Consider the following 5,419-nt stretch of genomic DNA (forward strand, 5'->3'; position numbering starts at 1 on the left):
CAAAGAAGTAACCGAACACGTTAAAGAAGCGCTCAAAAAGAAGAAGTAGACCTTACTTCCGCTTAGATTCGGCCATTCGTCTGGCGCTACGAATAACATTGTCGAATAGAGCGCAGACAGTCAGAGGGCCTACCCCTCCGATTCGAGGTGTTAGAGTAAGGTCATCACGTGTCTCATAGACCGCCGGATCAAGATCACCGACAAGTTTGCCACCCTCGCTTGTTGTTCCAGCATCGACGACTACACAACCCTTAGGGATCATCTCGCTCTTTAGGAGGCCAGGTTGGCCGGTTGCCGTAACAATAACTTCGGCTTTCGCAACCATGGCACCGACATCGCTGTCTATATCGGCAACTTCGGGTGTAATACCGGAGTTTTCCAGCATCTTTTTAAGTGGCCTGCCGACTAGCTGGCCCTGCCCAATAAGCAGTACTTTCTTGTCAGTAAGAGAGATGTTGTAGCCGGCAAGGAGCCATAGGATGGCTACCGGGGTAGCAGGGTCGAAGAATTTGGTCGAACCGAGACCATCGACGTCCTTTTCAGGGCTGATTGCTTTGACAACTTCTTCCGTTAGACTCGGATCAGATATGGGCAGTTGCACGATGATGCCAAAGACGCTCGGGTCACCGTTGAGTCGCTTAATCGTCTTAACGGCTTCAGTCGAAGTTGTCTCTTCTAGAACTAGTTCTATACCAATGTCTTCGCCATAGCGCTGTTTGAGGGAGATATACTTTCGTGAGACCGGGTTATCGTCTGTCAGCACCACAGCAAGCTTCGGCACAATCCCCTCTGCCTGCTTCAAACCTCTGACCTGCTTGGCCTGGCGTTCTTTGATAAAACTGGCTAGATCGGATCCGCTTAGTAGTCGCATGGCATCAATTGTACCAGTGCTAGCAGGTTATTTCGCCAGGAGCGTATTTTCTACTCCACTCAACCATGCTCCGCAAGATCGGCAGTAGCTGGCTTCCTTTCTCAGTCAGTTCATATTCAGTGTGTGGGGGTATCTCGGCGAATGTCTTTTTAGTCACGATCTCGACCTCTCCCAGAAATGCGAGGCGCTTTGACAGAGTGCGTGGGCAGACGCCACAGGTATCTTGTTGAAGCTGGCCAAAGCGACGAGGACCGTCAGAAAGCGCCTTTACTATAAGTGGCGTCCACTTGTCGCCGAGAATTTCTACGGTTGTGCTAAGAAGTTGTGTTGGTTGCCGAGTCTCTTGCATCGAACTTTACAAAATTATCTACTTGCTATGCTTTAAGTATATACTATACTTTATATAGTACTATATATTATATATCACTTGGAGGAAATATGACTAAAATTGCTATTATTGTCGGTTCAACGCGTCCTACACGTTTCGGCATCCAACCGGCCGAGTGGCTTTACGGACTAACCAAGTCACGAAACGACGCAGAATACGAACTGATCGACCTTAAAGAGGTAGACTTACCCCTCCTTAACGAGCCGAAGTCGGCTTCGACCGGTGAGTACAAGTACGACTATACCAAGAAGTGGAGCGAGAAGATCAATGGTTTCGACGGTTTTGTCTTTGTCACACCGGAATATAACCATTCGACATCAGCGGCCCTCAAGAATGCCATCGACTATCTGTGGCACGAATGGAACTACAAGCCAGTTGCCTATATCGGTTACGGTGGTGGAGCCGGCGGGGCCAGAGCTATTGAACACCTCCGTGGTATTGCAGCTCAAGTAAAGATGTACGACCTCTTCGAGCACATGTTGATCAACAACTATTACTTTAACGTTGACGAGTCGGGCAAGTACAAATTTGATGACGGTATGAAGAAGGCTGCTGACAAGATGCTTGACGAGCTTGTCTTTTGGGCAGAACGAATGAAGGAAGCCCGCAAGCTTAAGAGCGCTGAAAAGTAGCACCCACTCTTGACTGATAGAACCAGACCTTGATGATGTCCAGAAACGCCAGATAAACGAAAGTTATTAGTATCGTCAGGCTGAACATGCTCCACGAGAGCGTCGTAAACGAGAAGAGATGCTGAGTCGGATGGTAGTACGTCATGGCTATGACTACTGCAGCCATTATCCCGAAGGACCACTTAAGGGACCGTGAGAGCGGCGGGGCCTTCCAGAAGTGTTCTTTGTTTCTGACCGAGAAGATAACGACGAACCCGAGGATCGTCAGATAAAGATACAGGCTTGTCTGGATGACCGGCAATGGGTAATCCTGGACGATGGCAAAAAAGATCAGTTCAAAGAGCGCCGTGAAACTACCGAGGAACATCGAAATGAATAGGAGTGAACGGCTACTGTAGTGGCTTGGCCGAGCCAGTTCACGAACATCGACATTGTCTGTTGAGATAGCAAGAAGGGGGATGTCACCGAGCAGGTTGCTCAGCAGTAACTGAATGGCCAGAAGCGGCAGGTTGGCTGAGAGCAGGTAAAGAATATCGAGGGCGAAGAAGTTGCCGAAATTGCCAATCATTGTATAGCGAATATACTTATTGATATTCGAGAAGATCGCCCTACCCTCTTTGATACCGTTAACGATGACGCTGAGGTCGTTGTGAAGCAGTAGGACATCCGCGCTGTCTTTAGCAACATCAGTGGCATTGTTAACGGCGATAGCCACGTCAGCCAGTTTCAGCGACGGGGCATCGTTAATACCGTCACCTTGGTAGCCGACGACGTTGTCGTGTAGCTTGAGGAGTCGTATCAGTCGGTACTTCTGGGTCGGGTTGAGACGGGCGAAGGCGTGGTTCTCCTCAAGCATGCGGCTCAGGGCATCGTCTGATAGCTTATCGAGCTCGTCGCCGGTATGGACGATCTCAGAAGCGCCAATCAGCCCAACTTGGCTAGCTACATAATGGGTCACCTCCCTGGAGTCTCCCGAAAGGATCTTGATCTGGACACCTAGGCTTTGGGCTAGGCGGATGGTCTTAGCGGCAGTCGGACGCAAGTGGTCTTCAAGGGCCACAAAGCCGACAAAATTCAAGTGATCTTCGTGCTTTAAGATGTCAAACTCATCAGAAGTTGTATACTTCACTTCCTTGTAGGCGATACCGAGATGCCTGAGGCCAACCTTGCCATCTTCCTTGATGATCTCCATGTACTTCTTCATGCGCCTGTCTTTGGTAAGCTCCAGCAGCGTTTCAACTGACCCTATCTCAACCAGATAGTGCTTTTTGCCATCCGAAAAGACTACTCGACGCCTTCGTGCGGCCGGATCGAACGGCAACTCTTCCATACGCACACACCTGGAGGCTTCCTGCTGTATGTCGTGCGGTACGTAGGCCAGGAAAGCTTTGTCGAATGAGCTCTGTACCTGTTTGCGCTTCTCGTCGTGCTCCTCAAGACTGGTGACAGCCAGCCACTGGAAGAGTTTCGGATCACTTGCAGTCAGCTTGGCAACTGTCTGCCTATTTTCGGTTAGCGTCCCCGTCTTATCACTGCAGAGGATTGTAATATTACCCATATCCTCGACAGCAGTCAGGTTCTTGACGATGACATGCTGCCTTGCCAGCCGCAGCGCTCCATTTGAGAGTGTGACTGTGGCAATAACCGGCATGGCTTCCGGTACGACAGCGATGGAGAGGGCGATCATGAAGAGCGCAAGAGAGGTTATGTGCGAAAAGTCATGAGTCAGCACCAGTTTAAGGATAAAGATCATCAAGAGCGTCAGGAACGTTACCTTAATAAGGAAGTTGCTGAATGAAGACAGCGACTGTTCATACTGGGTTACCTTCTGTGTATCAGCCGAGAGGTGAGCGATCTTACCGAGCGCTGTCTGGGCAGCCGTAGCGACAACATAGCCATGACCCTCGCCCTCAACAACTGTGCTTCCAGCATAGGCAAGCGAGTCCTTGCCACCGCTTTTCTTGCCCACTGGGACCGACTCTCCCGTCAGCTGAGACTCGTCCACCATCAAGTCATCGACACTGACGAGGCGGATGTCCGCCGGCACAATATCTCCTTCGCGCAAGATAACTAAGTCACCGGGAACGAGTTGTCGTTCGGGTATGACTGTCTGTTCCCCATCGCGTTTGACAAGGACATCCTTACTGACCAGCTTCTGGAGCTTGTCGATAGCTTTCTCGGAACGATACTCCTGAAAGAACCCAAGCCCTGTATTGATAACCAAAATAACCGTGATGACCGTGCCATCAGTCAGATCCCTGAGGCCATACGAAAGCCCAGCTGCTAGTATTAGCAGGTAGATTAAGGAGCTTCTGAACTGTTTCAAGAAGACACTGAGCGTGCTCCGACGTTTACTGCTGCTCAGGACGTTGGGGCCATACTGTTCGAACCGGCGTTTGGCTTCAGCAGTCTCCAGTCCTGCTTGGGAAGTATGCAGCTTATCAAGAAGTTGCTGTTCACTGAGAGAGTCTACGTGTTCACTCTCCATTAGGCTTTGCTTGCGTTTTTGTTTGGCCATCTCTTTACCACGATGCTAGCAGACACAGCCAAGAGGTGCAAGGCGGCCTCTCGAGGGGAACATTGTGTCTGTGTAGTACAATAAAGAGAGGGATGGTCCGCCCCGCGTGGATAGATAGGACAGAGGTTCCATATAGTCTATGGCTCCGAGCAAGCCCCAGAATCTAGACAGCCTTCACCAATTTATTCAACGTATCAAACAATACCCTGTAACTGCACGTGAGATTGTCGAACTGGCCATTAACGAACAAGCTGATCCTATTGTCGTGAATTTCTACCGAGCTTTCCGTGATGATGAGGCATTTGACAGCCAAGATGAGCTGATCATCCGCTCCGAACAGATACAGCTTATGGATGCCGCCGCAGAACTCGAGGAACATCCTCGGGCACCGTATGAATGGCTATAGAACTCTTACTTATGTGCGCTGAGAGCAGCGTAGACAATCAGTAGTATGACCATGACAACAGCGACGGCTATGACCGCCAGCATCATGGGGTTCTTGCCGGTTCCTCCCATTCCTTTCTTGGCAGGAGGAGGCGAGCTGGCAGCGCTAGGTGTTGGTGGGACGGGTGCACCGAACGACGGTGCCGATGGAGCGACAGGGGGGGCAGCTGGAGCTGCCGGGGGCGGAGATGGTGCCGATGGAGCTCCATTCACGGTCGCTGAGAACGACGGAGTGATCGAGTCGTCAACTGGCGAGGCCGGAGCCGCAGGAGCAGCCGGCGCGGCACCCGCAGGCGGGTCGGCCGGTGCCGTGAATGTAAACGGCTGGTTGCTTGGTGGTGTCGCGCCCGTTGGGGTTGGTGGTGTACCCGGTTGATTTGGTTCAGTGGGTGTAGTCGGAGGTTGTGGATCCATTTATTTCTGCTCCTTACGTTTGTATGTGCATACGCTTTTATGACATCATATCATACTATCTGATAACAGCTGCTTCAGCCCCTAATTGACGACTTGCACGGTGCCGTTGAGTGTTGGGTCGAGGTTATCCTGGTAGCCCCAGTTGCCAGTCT

The 5,419-nt window shown here is 51.0% G+C and carries 6 protein-coding genes; 3 read left to right on the plus strand and 3 right to left on the minus strand.

The features are described 5' to 3' along the window. Positions 1-52: 52 nt before the first annotated feature. Together VGS28_01345 and VGS28_01350 are read right to left on the minus strand one after the other, a co-directional pair. Positions 53-871, minus strand: coding sequence for a bifunctional 5,10-methylenetetrahydrofolate dehydrogenase/5,10-methenyltetrahydrofolate cyclohydrolase (locus VGS28_01345; GenBank protein ID HEV2412432.1), 819 nt, complete (start codon positions 869-871; stop codon positions 53-55). 19 nt (positions 872-890) lie between these two features. Further along, entirely contained in the window at positions 891-1,220 is a 330-nt protein-coding gene (locus tag VGS28_01350) for a helix-turn-helix domain-containing protein (GenBank protein ID HEV2412433.1), read from the minus strand. An 89-nt stretch (positions 1,221-1,309) separates the two neighbouring features. On the opposite strand from VGS28_01350, the gene VGS28_01355 reads away from it, so the two are divergent. After that, positions 1,310-1,891 (plus strand): NAD(P)H-dependent oxidoreductase, encoded by a 582-nt coding sequence (locus VGS28_01355; GenBank protein HEV2412434.1) that lies wholly within the window; start codon positions 1,310-1,312, stop codon positions 1,889-1,891. On the opposite strand, the gene VGS28_01360 is transcribed toward VGS28_01355, so the two are convergent. Further along, positions 1,872-4,409 carry a cation-transporting P-type ATPase gene (locus VGS28_01360; GenBank protein ID HEV2412435.1) on the minus strand — a complete coding sequence of 846 codons (2,538 nt, stop codon included), beginning with the start codon at positions 4,407-4,409 and terminating at the stop codon, positions 1,872-1,874. The genes VGS28_01355 and VGS28_01360 overlap by 20 nt on opposite strands. 139 nt (positions 4,410-4,548) lie before the next feature. On the opposite strand from VGS28_01360, the gene VGS28_01365 reads away from it, so the two are divergent. Next, positions 4,549-4,815, plus strand: a complete 267-nt coding sequence (locus tag VGS28_01365; GenBank protein HEV2412436.1) for a hypothetical protein — start codon at positions 4,549-4,551, stop codon at positions 4,813-4,815. A gap of 45 nt (positions 4,816-4,860) precedes the next feature. Further along, entirely contained in the window at positions 4,861-5,229 is a 369-nt protein-coding gene (locus VGS28_01370; protein HEV2412437.1) for a hypothetical protein, read from the plus strand. Positions 5,230-5,419 lie beyond the last annotated feature (190 nt).

It is taken from the genome of Candidatus Saccharimonadales bacterium, assembly GCA_035945435.1.
Lineage (GTDB): Bacteria > Patescibacteriota > Saccharimonadia > Saccharimonadales > DASZAF01 > DASZAF01.

Bases quoted from the DNA above. Each gene is read 5' to 3' on its own strand.
- VGS28_01345 (HEV2412432.1), bottom strand. From the start codon at position 871: ATGCGACTACTAAGCGGATCCGATCTAGCCAGTTTTATCAAAGAACGC.
- VGS28_01350 (HEV2412433.1), bottom strand. From the start codon at position 1,220: ATGCAAGAGACTCGGCAACCAACACAACTTCTTAGCACAACCGTAGAA.
- VGS28_01355 (HEV2412434.1), top strand. From the start codon at position 1,310: ATGACTAAAATTGCTATTATTGTCGGTTCAACGCGTCCTACACGTTTC.
- VGS28_01360 (HEV2412435.1), bottom strand. From the start codon at position 4,409: ATGGCCAAACAAAAACGCAAGCAAAGCCTAATGGAGAGTGAACACGTA.
- VGS28_01365 (HEV2412436.1), top strand. From the start codon at position 4,549: ATGGCTCCGAGCAAGCCCCAGAATCTAGACAGCCTTCACCAATTTATT.
- VGS28_01370 (HEV2412437.1), top strand. From the start codon at position 4,861: ATGACCATGACAACAGCGACGGCTATGACCGCCAGCATCATGGGGTTC.